This is a genomic window from Brooklawnia cerclae (assembly GCF_011758645.1).
Taxonomy (GTDB): Bacteria; Actinomycetota; Actinomycetes; order Propionibacteriales; family Propionibacteriaceae; genus Brooklawnia; species Brooklawnia cerclae.
This window is the reverse complement of sequence record NZ_JAAMOZ010000001.1, coordinates 2,181,600-2,199,046: the sequence shown is the minus strand read 5'-3', so window position 1 is coordinate 2,199,046 and position 17,447 is coordinate 2,181,600. Positions and strand designations below refer to the sequence as shown.

Sequence of the window (17,447 nt, the reverse complement as noted above, 5' to 3'; positions counted from 1 at the left end):
GGCTCGAGCCATGGCGGGCAGCAGACGGACGGGTGATCAGGGGACCACGTCGACGCGGTCCGCGAGAACCGTCCGCTCCCCGGAAGAGGGTACGGGCCCTGTCGCGAGCTTGTGGCGTACGGACGCCTACCGGCGGCTCGCCGAACCGTTGTCCGGCATTCTCGGCGACAAGACCGCCAAGGCGCTCGCAGGGCTCGGGCTGCGCACGGTGTCCGATCTCATGCAGCACGTGCCACGCCGGTACCTGTCGGGTACCGAGACCACCGACCTGGGCAGCATCGGGCCTGGGGAGGACGTCGCCCTGGTCGCCCGGGTGGCACAGATGGAGACCATCGCGCGCCCCGGCCAGCGTCCGCGCCTACAGGTCGTCCTCACCGATGGCCGGGGCCATCTGAACGTCACCTTCTTCGGCGAGCCACGGCACGTGAAGTTCTGGCAACTGCAGTTGAGCAAGGGCGTCAAGGGCATCTTCGTCGGCAAGGTGGGGGAGTTCCGGGGCGAGTTGCAGATGACACACCCCAACTTCGTCATGCTGAGCGAGACGGGCCGGATCGTCGGCTGGGCGGACGAGAAGCGCGTGGCCATGGTATCCCATGTCACCCGCGGCGGCCTCGTGGGAATCTATCCGGCCACATCGAAACTGCCCACCTGGCAGATCGGCGAGTGTGTCGACATCGTCCTGGACGGTCTACGCGGCACACCCGACCCGATGCCGGCCCCGGCTCGCGCCCGTCTGGATGTGATGGGCTTGATGGATGCCTTGGAGCAGGTGCACCATCCCGGGAGCCTGCGCGAGGTCGGCGCGGCGGAGCGCCGACTCAAGGCGGACGAGGCGCTTGCCCTGCAGGTCACCATGGCCTACCGGCGGCTGGACGCGTCGCACTCCCGCGCGCTGCCGGTGACCGTGCACGCGGACGGCCTGCTGGCGAGGTTCGACGCCGCCCTGCCCTTCGACCTGACCGAGGGTCAGCGGCAGGTGTCCGAACAGATCTTGTCCGACATAGGACGCGAGCGGCCCATGCAACGTCTCCTTCAGGGCGAGGTGGGCTCCGGCAAGACGGTCGTCGCGCTGCGCGCCATGCTCGCGGAGGTCGACTCGGGCAGACAGGCGGTGCTGCTCGCACCGACCGAGGTGCTGGCGTCGCAGCACGCCGATTCGATCCGCCGGATGCTCGGCGATCTCGGCGCCGGACGCGTCCTCGGCGCGCCGGACGATGCCACCGAGGTGGTGCTGCTCACCGGTTCGACCCCGGCCGCGAGACGACGTGAGGCGTTGGCGAAGATCGCGGACGGGCAGGCGGGCATCGTCATCGGGACGCATGCGCTGTTCTCGGAGCAGGTGGGTTTTGCCGCTCTCGGGCTCGTCGTCGTCGACGAGCAGCACCGGTTCGGCGTCGAGCAGCGCGCCGTGCTGCAGGAGCGCGCCGATCAGGTGCCGCATCTGCTCGTCCTGACGGCCACGCCCATCCCCCGATCGATCGCGATGACGGTGTTCGGCGACCTCGAGGTATCGACCCTGCGCGAGATCCCCGCGGGCCGGCAGCCCGTGCAGACGACCGTCGTCGACGTGCGGGCCCACCCCGCTTGGCTCGACCGGGCTTGGGAGCGTGCTCGGGAAGAGGTTTCGGCCGGCAGGCAGGTGTTCGTCGTGTGCCCGCGGATCAGCGGATCCGAGCCCGACGAGGGGGCCGGCGATGGGGCATCGCCGAGCGCCTCGGTGACGGAGCTCGCTGAACGGCTCCGAGAGGGTCCGCTCGCGGGGTTGCGGCTCGGGGTGCTTCACGGGCGGTTGCCGGCGAGCGAGAAGGACGAGGTCATGGCGGGGTTCGCGGCGCGAGAGCTGGACGTGCTGGTCGCCACGACCGTGATCGAGGTCGGTGTCGACGTCCCCAATGCCTCGATGATGATCGTCATGGACGCCGACCGGTTCGGCATCAGCCAGCTGCATCAGCTCCGCGGGCGCATCGGGCGGGGTGCGTATCCCGGAGTGTGCCTGCTGGCCACGGCGGTGGACGCCGGGTCGGTGGCGGCCGAGCGACTGGCCGCGGTGGCCTCCACCCGCGACGGATTCGAACTGGCCGATCTCGATCTGGCCCAGCGGCGCGAGGGTGATGTGCTCGGCGCTCAGCAGGCGGGCGGCAAATCGACCCTGCGCCTGTTGCGGGTGCTCGACGATGCTCAGCTCATCGCGGACGCGCGTGAGTTGGCCGAGGAACTGGTGGCGGGCGACCCGGAGCGGTCGTCCGGATATCTCGCCGATCTCGTGACGCTCACCGAGACGAGAGCGGCAGGGGAGTGGCTCGAACGGAGTTGACAGGATGGTGCCGCTAAGGTGTTGACATGGCGCCAATATGGCGCCACCATGGAGTCATGGATCTCAGCCCGTATGTCGATCAGCTTCGTGGCGAACTGGTCTCGGCGGCCCATCTGGGTGGGCAGGAGGCGGTCGCCGCAGCCGAGAGGCTGGTGGCGTCCCTCGACCCCGCCATGCGCCTGACCATGCTCGACGTGCTGACTGCAGCAGCCGATGCGATCACGACAGAGATGGTTCCGGGCTCGGTCGAGGTTCGCCTCCATGGCCGGGACGTGGGGTTCGTCGTGACGCCACCGACCCTGGAACAGTCCCTCCCCCCGACGCCACCCCCACCCCCGGTGGCGTCAACCATGCGCCATGATGAATCGGACGAGGCCTCCGCGCGGGTCAACTTCCGCCCGCCGGAGTCACTCAAGGCCAGGATCGAGCAGGCGGCGAAGGCCGAGGGACTCTCGGTCAACGCCTGGCTCGTTCGGATCTGCACGCAAGCACTCGCCGGCTCGACACGGGCCACGCGAACCTCGGACGAGCTAGGACTCGGCAACCACCTCAGCGGCTGGCTTCGCTGACCGCGCCGGGCGCCGCCCGGTCGACCGTCCGTTTCACCCCGCCATCTCCCATGAAGGGTTCACCCATGCCCGACTACACTTTCGACACTCCGCAACCCATCGACATCGCCATCGACAGCCGTCTCGGCGACATCTTCGTCGACCTGACGGCCGGCGCGGTCACCACGGCTTCCGTGGAGCCCGCAGACCGATCCGACGCGGCAGCCCAGCTGGCGCGCGAGGCGACGGTCTCTCTCGTCGGGGGCATGCTCACGGTCTCGGTCCCACGCAGGCGCCCGAGCCTGTGGTCGTTGCGCCCGTCGTCGACAGTCACCGTGCGGGTGGAAGCCCCCGCCGGCTCACGCATCGACGTCGCCGGCTCGTACGGCGACATCCAGGTCGACGGAAGCGCCGCCTCGATCCGCGTCCGGTCGTCGGCGGGCGACGTCGTCCTCGGAGATGCCAGGGACGTGGACGTGCTGACGAGCCACGGTGATGTGACGATCGCCCACCTGGACGGCCGGGCCGATGTCGTCACCTCCAACGGCGACACCCGCATCGAGTCCGTGGGTGGCTCCGTGGCGGTGAAGTCGGGAAACGGCTCGATCACCTGCGGCAGGCTGGCGGGCGAGTTGAGGGCGACGACCGCGCACGGTGACATCCGGCTCCGCTCGGTCCGCGGGTCGGCGGTGGCCGCCACGTCGGCCGGTGACATCTCGATCGACCGCGCCGAGGCCGGAGTGATCGAGGCCACCACTCGCCTGGGCGACCTGACGTTCGGGGTCCCCTCGTCCACCTCGGTGTGGGTCGACCTGAGGTCGTCGGTGGGCGAGGTCGCCAACCAACTACCACCCGTCGATCAGGCGCAGATGGTCGACAAGGTCGAGCTTCGCGGCTCGACCGCATTCGGAGACATCTGCGTGCGGAGCGCACGATGACCGACGCGGACGTCGCGACGCAGCCGACTGGAACGATGCGCCGACGCGCGGCACTGCCCGTCTACCTGGCGGCCACCGCCGCATCGATGTTCGGCAACGCCTCGATCATGATCGTGCTTCCCTGGCTCGTCCTGGAACGTACCGGGGATCCGGCGCTGGCGGGCACCATCGCGGCGATATCGGCCGTCCCCTCGATCTTCGCGACCATCCTGGGTGGGCAGCTCATCGATCGCGTCGGCCGCCGTGCCATGAGTGTGCTCTCCGACATCGGGAGCGCGGTGTCTGTGGCTGCGTTGGCGATAGTGGACGCGACCGTCGGCCTCGATGTCGCCTGGTTCATCGTGCTGGGCATCCTCGGTGCGCTGTTCGACGTCCCCGGGTCCACGGCTCGCGAAACCCTCATCGCCAACGTCGCGGAGGCCTCGGAAGTGAGCATCGACCAGGCGGCGAGCGGCCGCCAGTCCGTGTTCGGCGTCGCCATGCTCGCCGGGCCCGCAGTGGCAGGATTCCTGCTCGCGGTGATGCCCTCGATCCAGGTCGTATGGATCACCGCGGTCTGCTCCGGGCTGGCCGCGCTGCTGATCGCGGTCATGCCGCTGAAGGCCACCACGCGCGTCCGCGCGGCCGATGACGACTCCTCGGCCTGGGCGGGATGGCACCTCATCCGCGGAAGCCGCCCCCTGATCATCCTCACCGTCATCTACGTCGCGAGCCAGATCGCGGTGGCGCCACTGCTGAGCGTCATCCTCCCGGCACACTTCACGAGCATGGGGCGCTCGGAGTTCCTCGGGCTCAGCCTGTCGGGGTTCGCCGTGGGCACCGTCGCTGGTTCGATCGTCTACGGGGCCGTGCTCGCGCGTCGGCGATGGTCGGCGTGGGTTGCCGCGATCATCCTGCTCACGGTCGGGTTCGGCGTCATCGCCGTCCTACACGGCTTCGTCCTGGTCGCCGTGGGCATGGTCGTGGCAGGGGTCGGCCAAGGCCTCTTCGGGCCCATCGTGTCGGTCATGCTGGTGGTGCGGGTGCCCGATGCCCTCCGGGGGCGCGTCATGGCCCTGCTCACGGCGGCGGCCATGGTCGGTTCCCCGATCGGGCTGGGATTGACGGCGCTCATCGTGGCAGCGGCGGACATCGGCGTGGGCGCGTGGGTCATGGCCGCGCTGTGGGTGCCGGTGGCAGTGCTCAGCGTGTGGGGGCCGGGGCTTCGGACGTTCATCGAGGCCGAGCCCTCGACCGAGGACGAGTCGTCGGAGATCTCCGGGATCGTCACGTCGGAGGCCGTGTCCAAGTGACCGATCACACCGGCAGCACGGACCTGTCGCTCACTCGCGGGTGGGGTAGCGTCCCTCCGCGGCGATCCGGGAGTTGAGCTCCGCCAGGTACTGCGTGGCGTCGAGGTGCGCGAGGTCGACGTCGCGGCCGGTCCATGCGGACAGGTGCATGGCGTTGGCCAGCTTCACCTGGGCCAGGCCGTCGAGGCCGGACGCCAGCAGAGGCGTGCCGTCGAGGACGTGCTCGCCGAAGTTCTGCAGCACGGCCGCGTGTTGCTCGCCCCAGCGGCTCGCGTAGTCACGGGAGTCCGACGACCAGAAGGTCGACAGGTCGAGCGCACCCGAGGGGGCTTTCGCGGCGTCCTCGGGGCTCATCGTGCGGGCGATCGTCCGTTCGTCGTCGTTCAGGAGCCAGGTCGTGATGCGGGACGACCCCTCGACCAGCACCTTCCCGCGGTCGAACAGGAGCTCGAGCCGATCGGTGCCCACGAGATCGTTCGTCCCCGTCATGAAGTGGCCGGTGGCTCCGTGGCCGAAGTCGACGACCGCATTGACTTCGTCCTCGACCGGGATGTCACGGCGGAACCCGAACTGCGCCCGCGCGAACACCCGTTCGGGCGCGCCGCACAGCCACTGCCACAGGTCGAGCTGGTGCGGTGCCTGGTTCACCAGCACCCCGCCTCCCTCGCCTCCCCAGGTCGCGCGCCAGGGGGAGGACGCGTAGTAGGCATCGGGACGCCACCAGCTCGTGATGATCCACGACGAGTGCCGCAGTTCGCCGAACAGCCCGGAATCGATCGCCCGCTTGAGGTCGGAGTAGAGGGGGTTGGCGCGCTGGTTGAACATCATCGCGAGGGTTGCGTCCGGGTGCTCGGCGCCCGCCGCGAGCATGCGTTCCACCTGCAGCGTGTAGACGCCGGCCGGCTTCTCGAGCAGGGTGTGGACGCCGCGCCGGAGGGCTTCGATCGCGAAGGCAGGATGCTCGTAGTGCGGCGTCGTGATGACCACGGCGTCCACCTCACCCGATTCGAGCAGCGCGGTGTAATCGGTGAACAGCGGGACGCCCAACTCCGCGGCGAGCGCCGAGTGACGATCCGTGGCCCGGCTGGCGGGGTTCGAGCCGCACACGGCAGCCAGACGGAGCGCCGGCGCGCGACCCTGGCTCACCAGACGGGCATACAGCGTTCCCTGCGTGCCGAGGCCGACCACGCCGAAGCGGACCGCATCGTCCATGTTTTCTCCTTGTGGAATAGGGGAGTGAGGCTCAGGCCCACTCGGCGTCCTCCGCGCGGAGGACATCGATCAGCGCTTCGTGCGCGGTCCGCCACGGCCCGGAGCCCGACAGGGCCCCGAAAGCGTCGACGGCCCCGAGATGTGGCTCGACCGAGAGATACCCGTCGAACCCGTCGTTGTGGAGCGCGTGCAGGATCTCGGGTATCTGCGCGTCACCCTGGCCTGCCGGGCGCACCGTCCCGTCGGGGAAGGTCGCGTCCTTGATGTGTACGTACACCGTCGCGGACCGGACGAGCGGATAGGCCTCGTCGAAAGGACGCACCCCGCATTGTACGTAGTTGGCGGGATCGAGGATCAGCCGGAACGTATGCGGATCGAGGTGGGCTGCCAGGTCGGCGCACCGCTCAGGAGTGTCGCCGTAGATGCCCTTCTCGTTCTCGTGCAGGTACCGTGCGCCCGCTTGGTCGACGATGGTCGCCATGCGTCCCAGCCGGTCGATGACCTGCTTCCGGTACATCGCGGGGTCCTCGCCGGTCGGCGGATAGAACGAGAAACCACGCACCTCGGAGGTCTCCAGGAACCACGCCACGTCGGCGGCCCGGTGGGCCCGATCGAGGTGGACGGTGAAGTCGTCGTCCATGCGCACCTTGCCGAGATCGGTGCCCAGGGCACTCACGCAGATACCCGCGTCGTCCAGCATCTGCTTGGCCAGCCGAAGCTGAGCGTCCGGCAGGTCGAGAACCCGGACGCCCCAAGCGCTGCGGAACTCGATGAATCGGACGCCCAACTCGGTCATGAGGGCCAACTGCTCCTCGAAGTCGTCCGCGACTTCGTCCGCGAAGCCTGTGATGGTCCACACGATCAATCGACCCCTGCCGCGATCAGCATCCGCTCGCCCGGGAGAATTGGGAGCGTCCTCATTCCTGCTTGGGCTCGGGGCCGAACATGAAGCGGCGGCCGCTGATGCCGATCGTGGGGCTGACGCGGACGAAGATCGACTTCACGGTGGGGATCCACGGCAGCAACGGCGCCTTGCGGGCACGGGCGAGTTCGTCGGCATCGGTGATGCGCTCGGCGACGCCCTTGATCATGACGCTCCAGCCACCTTCCTCCGTCCACCCGTCGACCTCGAAGACCACGTTGTTGTTGATCGCGATCTCGTCCATCTTGCTGCCCTCGGCGCTGCGGAAGATGACCGATTCGCCGTCGACGCAGTAGTTGACCGGGAAGATCTCGGGCACGTCGTTTGTGCTCAAGCCGAGGCGCCCGACCTCCTGGGAAGCCAAATAGCCCCAGCAGGAGTCCTCCGGGATGACCGAGACGGGGCTGTCAGTTGCATCTGCCATGCCTTCCATTCAACCGCACAGGTCCGGGGGCTGTCAGGCGGCATCGAGCGTGTCGGTTTCGCGCATGGAGAAACCATCATCGAGCGGAGGGCGCCACGGGGCCCGTGATCCGGGCATGCGGCCCGGTTCCCGAGGTGGCGAACGCAGGCGTCCGGCGTCGTCGTGGCCCCGTACGCTGGGCGGGTGAGCAGGATCATCGCGGGGCGGGCCGGGGGTGCCAGATTGCGGGTGCCCCAGGGGGGTCGTACGCGTCCCACGACCGACCGGGTGCGTGAAGCACTGTTCTCCTCGCTCGCCGTGTGGGCAGGGGGCGCCGACCGGTCGCCGGACGATCAGCTGTCCGGGCTGCGTGTCCTCGACCTCTACGCGGGGTCGGGCGCGGTCGGGCTGGAGGCTGCCAGCAGGGGTGCGCGCGAGGTGGTGCTCGTCGAACGCGACCGGGCCGCGGCTCGCCTGATCAGGGGAAACGCGGAGGCAGCCGGGCTGGCCGATCGGGTCAGGGTGGTCACCGGCAGCGTGGAGCAGTTCCTCGCGGGTGCCCCGGGAACGGTCGGAAGTGACGAGGCTGCCGTCCCTGCGGCGGCAGCGTCACTCGGTGTGGCACCGTTCTTCGACGTGGTCTGGCTCGATCCGCCCTATGCCGTGCCGTCGGCGGAGGTGGACGAGGTGCTCGGACGCGTGTGCCGGGGATGGCTGGCGGACGACGGCCTGGTCGTGGCCGAGCGATCCCGCCGGGACCCGCCGCCCGGCTGGCCTGCCGGGCTGTCGGACTCGTGGTCTCGCCGCTACGGTGAGACACAACTGCACTTCGGACGCACCGCGTCCCACGACGACCCCGAGGGGGACGAATGACCAGCGATGCCGCGCTGCCGGTGAGGGCGGTGTGCCCGGGATCCTTCGATCCGATCACGCGGGGGCATCTCGACATCATCTGCCGGGCCGCGGAGGTGTTCTCGGAGGTCGTCGTGGCCGTGGGGCGCAACACGACGAAGAACTACATGTTCGACCTCGACGAGCGCATCGACCTGGTGACCGACGCTGTCAGCGAGTTGCCGAATGTGCGGGTGGCCGCCATCGAAGGGTTGCTGGTCGACTTCTGCCGACGCCAGGAGGCACGTGTGATCGTCAAGGGCGTCCGGTTCGGCAGCGACTTCGACTACGAGTTGCAGATGGCACAACTCAACCGGGCGCTGTCGGGGATCGAGACGATGCTGCTCCCCGCGGGCCGCGAGTACGGCACCGTGTCGAGTTCGATGCTGCGCGAGGTCGCCCACAACGGCGCCGACATCAGCCCGTTCGTCACACCGGCGGTCAATCGCGCGGTCTTGGCCAAAGTGGGACGCTGAGTCGCGTTCCCCGTAGCTCCCGGGGGAATCGCCCGGCGGCTCCGGTCTGGGTGGGGCGAGGCCGGACGGGCCGTACCAGGACGGTTCCGGGGTTTCGCGCGCGGGCTAATCTTGGCACGTGGCCGACTTCAAGTCCCTCGATCCGCGTGCACCGTGGGTGACCAGCATCCACGAGCTGGCACGCCGACCGGGCGAGATGAAGCTGTTTCAGCGCAGCATCGAGGCTCCTGTCGGGCTCGGCTCCGAACTGATCGGGGTGCCGGAGGGCAGCCCCGTGCAGGTAGATCTTCGGCTGGAGTCGGTCACCGAGGGGGTCCTCGTGACCGGCACGGTCGAGGCCGAGCTGTCGGGGGAGTGCGCCCGCTGCCTGGGCCCGGTGCACGAGCACCGGACGTTCGACCTGCAGGACCTCTACTACTACCCCGGCAAGGATGCCGACGACGACGCCCTGTTCGTGAAGGACGATCTCATCGACCTCGAGCCGCCGATGCGCGATGCCGTCGTCCTGGAGCTTCCCTTCACCCCGCTGTGCCGGGAGGACTGCCGAGGGCTGTGTCCCGAATGCGGATTCCCCCTGAACGACGACCCCGAGCACACCCACGGTGAGGCCATCGACCCCCGCTGGGAAGCTCTGCGAGGGCTGGCGGACGAGGGCTGAGGCCCGGTCCGGGCCGACGCCCGTGATTTCGCAGAAGCATGGACGGCTGGTAAAGTGAACAGACGTGCGTCCGCTCTGGACGCCGCATGACTTCGCCCGAACCCGGCTCCGGCCGGGCATGACCGGGCTCGGATCGTGAAGGAGAAACCGCCGTGGCTGTTCCGAAGCGGAGGCTGTCCCGCAGCAATACGCGGTCTCGTCGTTCCCAGTGGAAGACGACCGCTGTGCAGACCGTCGTCTGCGCCAACCCGGCGTGCCGCCAGCCACACCTGCCGCACACCGCGTGCCCGTCCTGCGGCCAGTACGGCCCGCGCGGCGATCGCCGCCAGGTCTTCGAGGCCTGACGGGCGTCGTGCCACACGGCACGGGTGACGAGTTCGCACCGTCACCGGGGTTCGTACAACTGGTCGAGGAGCTCGCGATCCATCTGGACGCAGACCTCCTCGACCTGGCTTTGACGCACCGTTCGTACGCCTACGAGAACGGGCAGCTTCCCACCAACGAGCGCCTGGAGTTCCTGGGGGATTCGGTGCTCGGGGTGGTGGTCACCGAGTACCTCTACACCACGTTTCCCGATTTCGCCGAAGGGCAGTTGGCGAAACTGCGCGCCAATGTCGTCAGTGCGGTGAGCCTGGGCGAAGTGGGCCGGGAACTCGGCATCGGCCCGATGATCAAGCTCGGGCGGGGCGAGGTGAGCACCGGGGGAGACAACAAGACCTCCATCCTGGCCGACACCATGGAGGCGATCATCGGGGCGATCTACCTGTCCGGTGGCAAGCCCTCGGCCGAGGCCTGGATCCACCACCTGTTCGATCCGCGGGTGGACAAGGCTGTTCACCTGGGGGCGGGGCTGGACTGGAAGACCTCTCTGCAGGAGGTCGCCGCAGCCCTCGGCCTGCCGCACGTGGCCTACGAGGTCACCGAGTCGGGACCTGACCACGACAAGAGATTCGAGGCATGGGCGGTGACGGGCAGCCGGTCGTTCGGGCCGGGTCATGGCCGCAACAAGAAACAGGCCGAGCAACAGGCGGCGGAGATGGCTTTTGCCGCGTTGGACGTGGAGCGGGACGCTCGCGACGCGGCCGGCGCGGAGGCGAATGCCTGAGCTGCCCGAGGTCGAGGTCGTCCGCGCCGGGCTGGCACCCATCATCACGGGACGGACGCTGTCGCGCGTGCGTGTGCTGCACGACCGGCCCGTGAGAACCCATCCGACCGGACGCGAAGGCTTCGCGTCCGACCTCGTGGGACGGATGATGGCCGAGCCGCGTCGGCGTGGCAAGTTCTTGTGGATCCCCTTCACCGACGGGGACGCGCTGGTCGTCCACCTGGGCATGAGCGGGCAGTTCCGGGTGGACGCACCCGATGCACCCCTGCTGCCCCACACGAGAGTGGTGTTCGACTTCGCCGACGGCGGCGATCAGTTGAGGTTCGTCGATCAGCGGATGTTCGGAGGGCTCCAGTTGGCGCCCGGCGGGGCCGAGCTCCCCGGCCAGGTCGCCCACATCGCCCGGGACCCCTTCGATCCCGAGTTCGACGCCTCCGACGTCGCGCGGCGCATGGTCGCCAGACGGACGACGATCAAGCGAGCCCTGCTCGACCAGCGCCTGGTCAGCGGCATCGGGAACATCTACGCCGATGAGACGCTGTGGCGGGGCCGCGTCCACTTCGAACAGCCGGTCTCGTCCATGACGAGGACGCGGGCCACACGACTGCTGCACACGGCCCGCGATGTGATGGCCGAGGCCCTCGCGCAGGGTGGAACGAGCTTCGACTCCCTGTATGTCAACGTCAACGGGGCCTCGGGCTACTTCGGACGTGCCCTGTCGGTCTACGGACGCCAGGGCGCCCCCTGTCCCCGCTGCGGTACGGCCATCGTCCGCGCCGCTTTCATGAACCGCTCGTCCTTCTTCTGCCCGCGCTGCCAGCGGCTGCTCGGGGCGCCTGGGGGTATTCATGCCCCCGGCACAGGAAGGGACGCTAGGTTGGAGGGTCGTGGGCGGACGCGCTCACCAGGCATCGAGCACGGGAGTACTCCATGAGTGAACAGACCAGGGTCGGCTTGACGGCGACCGTACGGCAGCTCGTGCGGTTCGGCGTCGTCGGCGGGTCGGGTGTGCTGGTCAACCTCGTGGTCACCTACGTCATGACACAGCTGAACGGCGGGGTGTCCAACGACAACCGGATCGTTCTCGAACTGCCGGGGCCCTACGCCTTGCGGTACACGGCGCTCGTATGGATCGGGGGATTCCTCGTCGCGAACCTGTGGAACTTCCAGCTGAACCGCAGCTGGACCTTCAAGAGGGAGCAGACACGGGGATGGTGGGCCGAGTTCTGGCCCTTCTTCATCGTCGGAGCGCTCGCCGCGGCCGCCGGCATCCTCATCAAGGTCGCGCTCACCAATCCGACGTCGCCGATCTACCTGCCCGATCCGCCGTTCAACGATCACCAGGGGTTGCGGGCGCGGGCGTACTGGGCCCAGCTGATCACGATCGTCGCGACCATGCCGATCAATTACGTTGTGAATCGCGTGTGGACCTTCCGGGCGATTCGGCCGGAGGCCACGGTGGACGAGAAGGCCACAGCTGCGATCGACGTCCCCGCGGCCACGCCGGCCGCAACGGCCCCGACCGATGGTGCGAGGGCCGGAACGCCGTCCGGCGACGGGTCACTGATCGGTGTGCTGCCCGCGGACGACTCGCCGATCGATCTGTGCCTGGAGGCCGACCGTGTGGCGCGGGCCTCATCGCCCGAAGTCGGGGCACAATGATCCGAGAGCCGGGCGGCTCGATCCGCCAGCCCCGGCCGTGACCGAGCGACCGGGGAAGGACTGACGGGTGTATCTGAAGAGCTTGACCCTCAGGGGGTTCAAGTCCTTCGCGTCCGCCACGACGCTCGCCTTCGAACCGGGCATCACCGCGATCGTCGGCCCGAACGGGTCGGGGAAGTCCAATGTGGTGGACGCGTTGGCATGGGTGATGGGGGAGCAGGGGGCGAAGAGCCTGCGAGGCGGAAAGATGGAGGACGTCATCTTCGCCGGTACGACGGGCCGGGCGCCCCTCGGCCGCGCCGAGGTGAGTCTGACGATCGACAACTCCGACGGTGTACTGCCGATCGACTACACGGAGGTGACGATCAGCCGCACCCTGTTCCGTGCCGGCGGCAGCGAATACGCGATCAACGGGCATTCGTGCCGGCTGCTCGACGTGCAGGAGTTGCTGAGCGACACGGGCATGGGGCGCGAGATGCACGTCATCGTGGGCCAGGGCCAACTCGATCAGATACTTCAGGCGACTCCGGAGATACGGCGAGGGTTCGTCGAGGAGGCGGCGGGCGTCCTCAAGCATCGCAGGCGCAAGGAGAAGGCCCTGCGCAAGCTCGACACCACCCAGGCGAACCTGGCCCGGCTGACCGACCTCATCGCCGAGATCAGGCGTCAGCTCAAGCCGTTAGGACGCCAGGCCGAGGTCGCGCGCAAGGCGGCCACCGTTCAGGCCGAGCTCAGGGACGCCAGGGCTCGGCTGCTGGCCGACGATCTCACGCAGGCCAAACTGGCGCTGGAATCCGATCGGGCGGCCGAGCGCGCGCTCCGAGAGCGGAGACAGGCCGCCGAGCGTGAACTCGCGGCGGCGCGGGAGGCGGAGACGACCGCCGAGAACGCACTCGCCGAGCTGACGCCTCGGCTGGCAGCCGCCCAGGAGAACTGGTACGCGCTGGCGGCACTCACCGAGCGCGTCGCGGCCACGAGATCGGTGGCCGCCGAGCGGATGCGGCACGCCGATGATCAGCCCGCGGCGCCCAGCGGGCGCGACCCACAGGCTCTGGAACGCGAGGCCGATCAGGTGCGCGCCGAGGAGGCCGCCCTCGCCGAAGAGGTGCGCGGGGCTCAGGCAGCATTGGACGAGGCGTCGGCCCGACGCGCCGAAGCCGAGGCGGCCGAGGCGGAGTCGGCGAAGCAGTACGCCGCACTGATGCGTGCGGTCGCCGACCGCAGGGAGGGCCTCGCTCGTCTCACAGGCAAGGTGAACTCCCTGGAATCGCGGTTGGGGGCGTCGGGAGAGGAAGAGCAGCGCCTCGCCTCGCGTCGCGCCGACGCGCTCGGGCGCGCAGAGGCCGCCGAGCACGAGTTCCGGTTGCTGGAGACCCGGCTGGCGAGCATGTCGGACGGCGAGTCCGGCCTGGACGCCGACTACGAGCGGGCCGAGGAGCAGCTGGCAGCGGTCGAGGCCGAAATAGAGGGACTGCGGGATGCGGGGCGCGCCGGTGAACAGCGGGTGGCAAGTCTTCAGGCCCGGCTGGACGCGCTGCAGGTCGGCCTGCAACGTCGCGACGCCTCCGGGTTGATCCTGGCGGATCCGGATGCCTTCGAGGGGATCGTGGGGCCGGTGTCGAACCTGGTCACCGTGCGGCCTGGCTGGCAGGCAGCGGTGTCCGCGGCTCTGGGCGTCGTGACGGATGCGCTGGCGGTACGCGATCTGGCCAGCGCGCTGGAGACCATCGAACGACTGACCTCCCAGGACCTGGGCCGTGCGGGTCTGGTGGTCGCCGATGCCCCGGTCGACGACGAGCCGTGGCCGTCCCTGCCCGCGGGAGCCCGGTGGGTTGTCGAGGTCATCGATGCCGATCCGTCGATGCGCCCTGGGCTACGGCGTCTGCTGCGCAAGGTCGCCGTGGTCGACGACCTTGAGGCCGCCCGGCGGCTGGCCGCCCAGATACCCGACGTGAGTGCCGTGACCACCGCGGGAGACGTCGTGTCCGCCTGGTTCGCCGCGGGCGGATCGGGTGCCGGGCCCTCGGTCATCGAGGTGCAGGCCACCATCCAGGAGACCGAGGAGTCCCTGGCCGGGGCACGGCACGACGTCGAGGGGGTCAAGTTCGCGCTGGCGCAGGCCGCCACCAGACAGGAGGCCGCCCAGCAGGCGAGCGCGGCAGCTCTCGAGCGGTTGAACGAGTCGGATGCGCAGTTGTCCGCGCTCGCCGAGCGGCTCGGATCGCTGCGCCAGACCGGGCTCGCAGCCCGGGCCGAGGCCGACCGCCTGGAACAGGCGATCGGTGCCGCCGGGCAGAGCCGCGAGAAGGATCGTGCGACGTTGACGGAACTGACGAGTCGCCTCCGACTGGCCCAGCAGGACGGCGACCTGACCGAACCCGATTCGAGCGATCGCGATCGCCACGCCGTGCTCGCCTCCCAGGCTCGCGGCACCGAGATGGAGGCGCGGCTGGCGCTGCGGACCGCTGAGGAACGCGCCCGGCTGCTGGCCGGCCGGGCGGACTCGCTGGCCCGCGCCGCGCAGCGCGAGCGGGAGGCACGGGCGAAGGCCGAGGCGAGGTTCGACCAGTTGCGGCGTGAGGCGCGGGCCGCGGCCGCCGTCCATACCGCGGCGTCGTGGCTGTCCGACCAGGTGGCCAGGGCACGTGCCGCCGCCGCCGAGGAGCGGACGACCGCCGATGAGGCCCGGAGGGCGGCGGAGGCGGCCCTGACCGCGGCCCGGTCGTCCGCCCGGGAGCGGTCACGGGCGCTGGAGGCGATCGTCGAGGGGGAGCACCGCGACCAGATGACCCGGATCGAGCTGACCATGCGGCTGGAGCAGCTCACCGAGAAGGCCATGACCGAACTCGGTCTGGATGCCGACATCCTGACCGACGAGTACGGACCTGATCGGCCGATACCGGTGCTGGTCAGGAAGGACGGCACCGTGGTGCGCCCGGACGACGAGGACATACCCGAGCCCGTGCCCTTCGTCCGCGATCAGCAGGAGGCTCGTCTGCGGACCGCTCGGCGCAACCTGGAGGCGCTGGGGCGTGTCAACCCGCTGGCGCTCGAGGAGTTCGACGCCATGAGCGAGCGTCACGCGTTCCTGGCCGAGCAACTGGACGACCTGAAGAAGACACGCAAGGACCTGCTCGACATCATCGACGAGGTCGACGCCCGGGTCCAGGAGGTGTTCGCCTCCGCCTACGACGACGTCGCGACCACGTTCACCGACGTCTTCGCACGCCTGTTCCCCGGCGGCGAGGGACGGCTCGTCCTGACCGACCCCGGTGACATGCTCACCACGGGCATCGACGTCGAGGCGCGTCCGGCGGGTAAGAAGGTGCGGCGGCTGTCGCTGCTGTCGGGCGGGGAGCGCTCGCTGGTGGCGGTCGCGTTCCTGATCAGCCTGTTCATCGCCCGCCCGAGTCCCTTCTACATCCTGGACGAGGTGGAGGCGGCGCTCGACGACGTCAACCTGGGCCGGCTGCTGGGCATCTACGAGGAACTGCGCAAGAATTCCCAACTGCTGGTCATCACGCATCAGAAGCGCACCATGGAAGTCGCCGACGCACTCTACGGCGTGACCATGCGGGGCGACGGGGTCTCGACCGTGATCTCCCAGCGATTGCACGATCACTGATCGGGACGGCGCCGCACCTGGCTCCTGGCTGTGGTGACCTGCCAGTAGGCTGGCGCCCATGGATTGGGTCTTCTGGGTCATCTTCGGTGGCATTCTGCTGGCGATTCTCGTCACGCTCGGGTCGATCTACCTCGGCAAGAGGCGGAACGAGGCGCAGGCCGCTGCGGCGGCCGCCCCAGCGCAGTAGGTCGGCGCCATGGATTGGATTTTCTGGGTCATCATCGGCGGCATCGTCCTGGCGGTGCTCGTCGCCTTCGGGTCGATCTACCTCGGCAAGCGACGCAACGAGGTGGAGGCGTCTCGTACTCCCGCCGTCGAGTCCGCGGTAGCCGCTGAGCCCGCGCCCGTCGAACAGGCCGCGGACGAACCCGTCGAGACCGACGCGTCCGCAGCTGGGATCGCGGAGGCGGAAGGCGCACCCGAACCCGCGGCAACCGCTCCGCAGGCGCCGGAACTCGAGCGTCCGGAGGCTCCCGAGTCGCGGCTCGTGCGGCTGCGCCGCAGGCTGGCCGGCAGCAACAACTCGCTCGCCCGGGCGCTGGCCGATCTGCTGTCGGCCGACCGCATCGACGACGACACGTGGGACGACTTCGAGGCCACGCTCATCAGTTCCGATCTCGGCGTCGCCCCGACGGGCGAACTCGTCGAGTCACTGCGCCAGAAGCTGCGCGTCGAGGGAATCTCCGACCCTGGTCAGGCCAAGAGCCTGCTGCGCAGCGAACTCCTCGGGTTGGTCGACCCGGGGCTCGACCGCGGGCTGAACCTCGACCACGAGCCGGGGCAGCCCGCCGTGGTGCTCGTGGTGGGCGTCAACGGCACGGGCAAGACGACGACGGTGGGCAAGCTTGGCCGCATGCTGGTGGCCGACGGTCGCTCGGTGCTCTTCGGCGCCGCCGACACGTTCCGCGCGGCTGCTGCCGAGCAGCTGACCACCTGGGGCGATCGCGTGGGCGTCGAGACCGTCCGCGGTGAGGAGGGCGCAGACCCGGCGTCCGTGGCGTTCGCCGCCGTCGACCAGGGCATTCAGCGCGGAGTGGACGTCGTCCTCGTCGACACCGCCGGCCGGCTGCACACGAAGGTCGGGCTGATGGACGAACTCGGCAAGGTCAAACGTGTGGTGGAGAAGAAGGCGCCGGTGGGCGAGGTGCTGCTCGTCCTCGACGCGACCACCGGGCAGAACGGCCTCACCCAGGCGCGCGTCTTCTCCGAGGTCGTCGACATCACCGGAATCGTGCTGACCAAGCTCGACGGATCGGCCAAGGGCGGCATCGTCGTCCAGGTGCAGCGCGACCTGGGCGTCCCCGTGAAGTTCATCGGACTCGGCGAGGGAGTCGACGACCTGGCGCCGTTCGACGCCGACCAGTTCGTGGACGGGATCCTCGGCGACTGAGGCACCGCTCT

The 17,447-nt window shown here is 69.4% G+C and carries 17 protein-coding genes; 14 read left to right on the top strand and 3 right to left on the bottom strand.

The window, feature by feature from the left end; translation table 11 throughout:
- Nucleotides 1-10 precede the first annotated feature (10 nt).
- From FB473_RS10255 to FB473_RS10240, 4 genes are all read left to right on the top strand, one after another.
- Nucleotides 11-2,314: an ATP-dependent DNA helicase RecG gene (locus FB473_RS10255; protein ID WP_167167057.1), complete on the top strand. Its 2,304-nt coding sequence runs from the start codon at nucleotides 11-13 to the stop codon at nucleotides 2,312-2,314.
- Between the two features lie 56 nt (nucleotides 2,315-2,370).
- Entirely contained in the window at nucleotides 2,371-2,883 is a 513-nt protein-coding gene (locus FB473_RS10250; protein ID WP_167167055.1) for a hypothetical protein, read from the top strand.
- A 65-nt stretch (nucleotides 2,884-2,948) separates the two neighbouring features.
- Nucleotides 2,949-3,800, top strand: coding sequence for a DUF4097 family beta strand repeat-containing protein (locus tag FB473_RS10245; RefSeq protein WP_167167053.1), 852 nt, complete (start codon nucleotides 2,949-2,951; stop codon nucleotides 3,798-3,800).
- Complete coding sequence (locus FB473_RS10240; protein WP_167167051.1) at nucleotides 3,797-5,092, top strand: MFS transporter; 1,296 nt, start codon at nucleotides 3,797-3,799, stop codon at nucleotides 5,090-5,092. The genes FB473_RS10245 and FB473_RS10240 overlap by 4 nt, the downstream gene beginning before the upstream one ends.
- Before the next feature lie 30 nt (nucleotides 5,093-5,122).
- On the opposite strand, the gene FB473_RS10235 is transcribed toward FB473_RS10240, so the two are convergent.
- The 3 genes from FB473_RS10235 to FB473_RS10225 are packed head-to-tail and all read right to left on the bottom strand — an operon-like array spanning nucleotide 5,123 to nucleotide 7,650.
- Nucleotides 5,123-6,304: a Gfo/Idh/MocA family protein gene (locus tag FB473_RS10235; RefSeq protein WP_167167050.1), complete on the bottom strand. Its 1,182-nt coding sequence runs from the start codon at nucleotides 6,302-6,304 to the stop codon at nucleotides 5,123-5,125.
- Between the two features lie 31 nt (nucleotides 6,305-6,335).
- Nucleotides 6,336-7,163: a TIM barrel protein gene (locus FB473_RS10230; RefSeq protein ID WP_167167048.1), complete on the bottom strand. Its 828-nt coding sequence runs from the start codon at nucleotides 7,161-7,163 to the stop codon at nucleotides 6,336-6,338.
- Nucleotides 7,164-7,221: 58 nt separating this feature from the next.
- The gene (locus FB473_RS10225; protein ID WP_167167046.1) at nucleotides 7,222-7,650 is read right to left on the bottom strand and encodes a pyridoxamine 5'-phosphate oxidase family protein; all 429 of its coding nucleotides are present in this window, start codon (nucleotides 7,648-7,650) and stop codon (nucleotides 7,222-7,224) included.
- A gap of 183 nt (nucleotides 7,651-7,833) precedes the next feature.
- Between FB473_RS10225 and rsmD the strand changes: the two genes are divergently transcribed.
- The 10 genes from rsmD to ftsY all read left to right on the top strand — a co-directional run bounded on the left by rsmD (nucleotide 7,834) and on the right by ftsY (nucleotide 17,436).
- Nucleotides 7,834-8,502: a 16S rRNA (guanine(966)-N(2))-methyltransferase RsmD gene (rsmD, locus tag FB473_RS10220; protein ID WP_167167044.1), complete on the top strand. Its 669-nt coding sequence runs from the start codon at nucleotides 7,834-7,836 to the stop codon at nucleotides 8,500-8,502.
- A 20-nt stretch (nucleotides 8,503-8,522) separates the two neighbouring features.
- Nucleotides 8,523-8,996 (top strand): pantetheine-phosphate adenylyltransferase, encoded by a 474-nt coding sequence (gene coaD, locus FB473_RS10215; RefSeq protein ID WP_167169435.1) that lies wholly within the window; start codon nucleotides 8,523-8,525, stop codon nucleotides 8,994-8,996.
- Nucleotides 8,997-9,114: 118 nt separating this feature from the next.
- Nucleotides 9,115-9,654 carry a YceD family protein gene (locus tag FB473_RS10210; RefSeq protein WP_341770089.1) on the top strand — a complete coding sequence of 180 codons (540 nt, stop codon included), beginning with the start codon at nucleotides 9,115-9,117 and terminating at the stop codon, nucleotides 9,652-9,654.
- Nucleotides 9,655-9,806: 152 nt separating this feature from the next.
- The gene (gene rpmF / locus FB473_RS10205; RefSeq protein ID WP_167167042.1) at nucleotides 9,807-9,998 is read left to right on the top strand and encodes a 50S ribosomal protein L32; all 192 of its coding nucleotides are present in this window, start codon (nucleotides 9,807-9,809) and stop codon (nucleotides 9,996-9,998) included.
- 8 nt (nucleotides 9,999-10,006) lie between these two features.
- Nucleotides 10,007-10,759 (top strand): ribonuclease III, encoded by a 753-nt coding sequence (gene rnc / locus FB473_RS10200; RefSeq protein ID WP_341770088.1) that lies wholly within the window; start codon nucleotides 10,007-10,009, stop codon nucleotides 10,757-10,759.
- Complete coding sequence (gene mutM, locus FB473_RS10195) at nucleotides 10,752-11,693, top strand: bifunctional DNA-formamidopyrimidine glycosylase/DNA-(apurinic or apyrimidinic site) lyase (protein ID WP_167167040.1); 942 nt, start codon at nucleotides 10,752-10,754, stop codon at nucleotides 11,691-11,693. Before rnc ends, mutM begins: the two co-directional genes overlap by 8 nt.
- The gene (locus FB473_RS10190; RefSeq protein WP_167167038.1) at nucleotides 11,690-12,421 is read left to right on the top strand and encodes a GtrA family protein; all 732 of its coding nucleotides are present in this window, start codon (nucleotides 11,690-11,692) and stop codon (nucleotides 12,419-12,421) included. Before mutM ends, FB473_RS10190 begins: the two co-directional genes overlap by 4 nt.
- Nucleotides 12,422-12,488: 67 nt before the next feature.
- Complete coding sequence (gene smc / locus FB473_RS10185) at nucleotides 12,489-16,046, top strand: chromosome segregation protein SMC (protein WP_167167036.1); 3,558 nt, start codon at nucleotides 12,489-12,491, stop codon at nucleotides 16,044-16,046.
- Nucleotides 16,047-16,104: 58 nt separating this feature from the next.
- Entirely contained in the window at nucleotides 16,105-16,233 is a 129-nt protein-coding gene (locus FB473_RS18255; protein WP_279588574.1) for a hypothetical protein, read from the top strand.
- Nucleotides 16,234-16,242: 9 nt separating this feature from the next.
- Nucleotides 16,243-17,436: a signal recognition particle-docking protein FtsY gene (gene ftsY / locus FB473_RS10180; RefSeq protein WP_167167034.1), complete on the top strand. Its 1,194-nt coding sequence runs from the start codon at nucleotides 16,243-16,245 to the stop codon at nucleotides 17,434-17,436.
- The last annotated feature ends 11 nt before the right edge of the window (nucleotides 17,437-17,447 follow it).

Excerpts from the sequence above, each read along its gene's own strand:
- FB473_RS10255 (WP_167167057.1), top strand. The coding sequence starts at position 11 with ATGGCGGGCAGCAGACGGACGGGTGATCAGGGGACCACGTCGACGCGG.
- FB473_RS10250 (WP_167167055.1), top strand. The coding sequence starts at position 2,371 with ATGGATCTCAGCCCGTATGTCGATCAGCTTCGTGGCGAACTGGTCTCG.
- FB473_RS10245 (WP_167167053.1), top strand. The coding sequence starts at position 2,949 with ATGCCCGACTACACTTTCGACACTCCGCAACCCATCGACATCGCCATC.
- FB473_RS10240 (WP_167167051.1), top strand. The coding sequence starts at position 3,797 with ATGACCGACGCGGACGTCGCGACGCAGCCGACTGGAACGATGCGCCGA.
- FB473_RS10235 (WP_167167050.1), bottom strand. The coding sequence starts at position 6,304 with ATGGACGATGCGGTCCGCTTCGGCGTGGTCGGCCTCGGCACGCAGGGA.
- FB473_RS10225 (WP_167167046.1), bottom strand. The coding sequence starts at position 7,650 with ATGGCAGATGCAACTGACAGCCCCGTCTCGGTCATCCCGGAGGACTCC.
- mutM (WP_167167040.1), top strand. The coding sequence starts at position 10,752 with ATGCCTGAGCTGCCCGAGGTCGAGGTCGTCCGCGCCGGGCTGGCACCC.
- FB473_RS10190 (WP_167167038.1), top strand. The coding sequence starts at position 11,690 with ATGAGTGAACAGACCAGGGTCGGCTTGACGGCGACCGTACGGCAGCTC.
- FB473_RS18255 (WP_279588574.1), top strand. The coding sequence starts at position 16,105 with ATGGATTGGGTCTTCTGGGTCATCTTCGGTGGCATTCTGCTGGCGATT.
- ftsY (WP_167167034.1), top strand. The coding sequence starts at position 16,243 with ATGGATTGGATTTTCTGGGTCATCATCGGCGGCATCGTCCTGGCGGTG.